At 67.5% G+C, this 416-nt stretch carries 2 pseudogenes; both read right to left on the reverse strand.

Annotated elements, in window-relative coordinates:
• Nucleotides 1–204: pseudogene (locus RM572_RS29455) on the reverse strand (IS5/IS1182 family transposase); the annotation flags it as partial.
• Between the two features lie 63 nt (nt 205–267).
• A pseudogene (locus RM572_RS29460) lies at nt 268–416 on the reverse strand (site-specific integrase); the annotation flags it as partial.

The raw sequence follows: 416 nt of genomic DNA on the forward strand, positions 1-416 counted from the left end.
GGTGAGGAAGGCTTCGCGGATCTCCCAGCGGATCCGCAGGCGGCGGAACCAGTGCAGGTGGGCGAACGCGCGCTCCACGACCCAGCGTTGAGGGCCGAGCCCGGAGTCATGCCCGGTGCCCCTGCGGGCGATCCGCGGCTTCACGCCGAGATCCCAGACCAGGCGGCGGTACTTGTCGTGGTCGACGTACTGACCCGCATCAGCGTTCTCATCGGTGACCACAGCACCGAACTGTGGGCCTACGCCACCTCATAGCAGGCGTCGCGATCAGCGTCTGCTGTCGCCCGGCGCGAGGAGGCTGATGATCTCAGCGAGGGCGTCGGGCGAGGGCTTGAAGTAGCGGCGGACGTTCTCCGGCTTCTTGTGTCTCGACTTGGCTATCAGCATCAGCAGGCTGGCCCCGGCCTCGCCCAGGT

The sequence above is a fragment of the Streptomyces hazeniae genome (assembly GCF_031845485.1).
Lineage (GTDB): Bacteria > Actinomycetota > Actinomycetes > Streptomycetales > Streptomycetaceae > Streptomyces > Streptomyces hazeniae.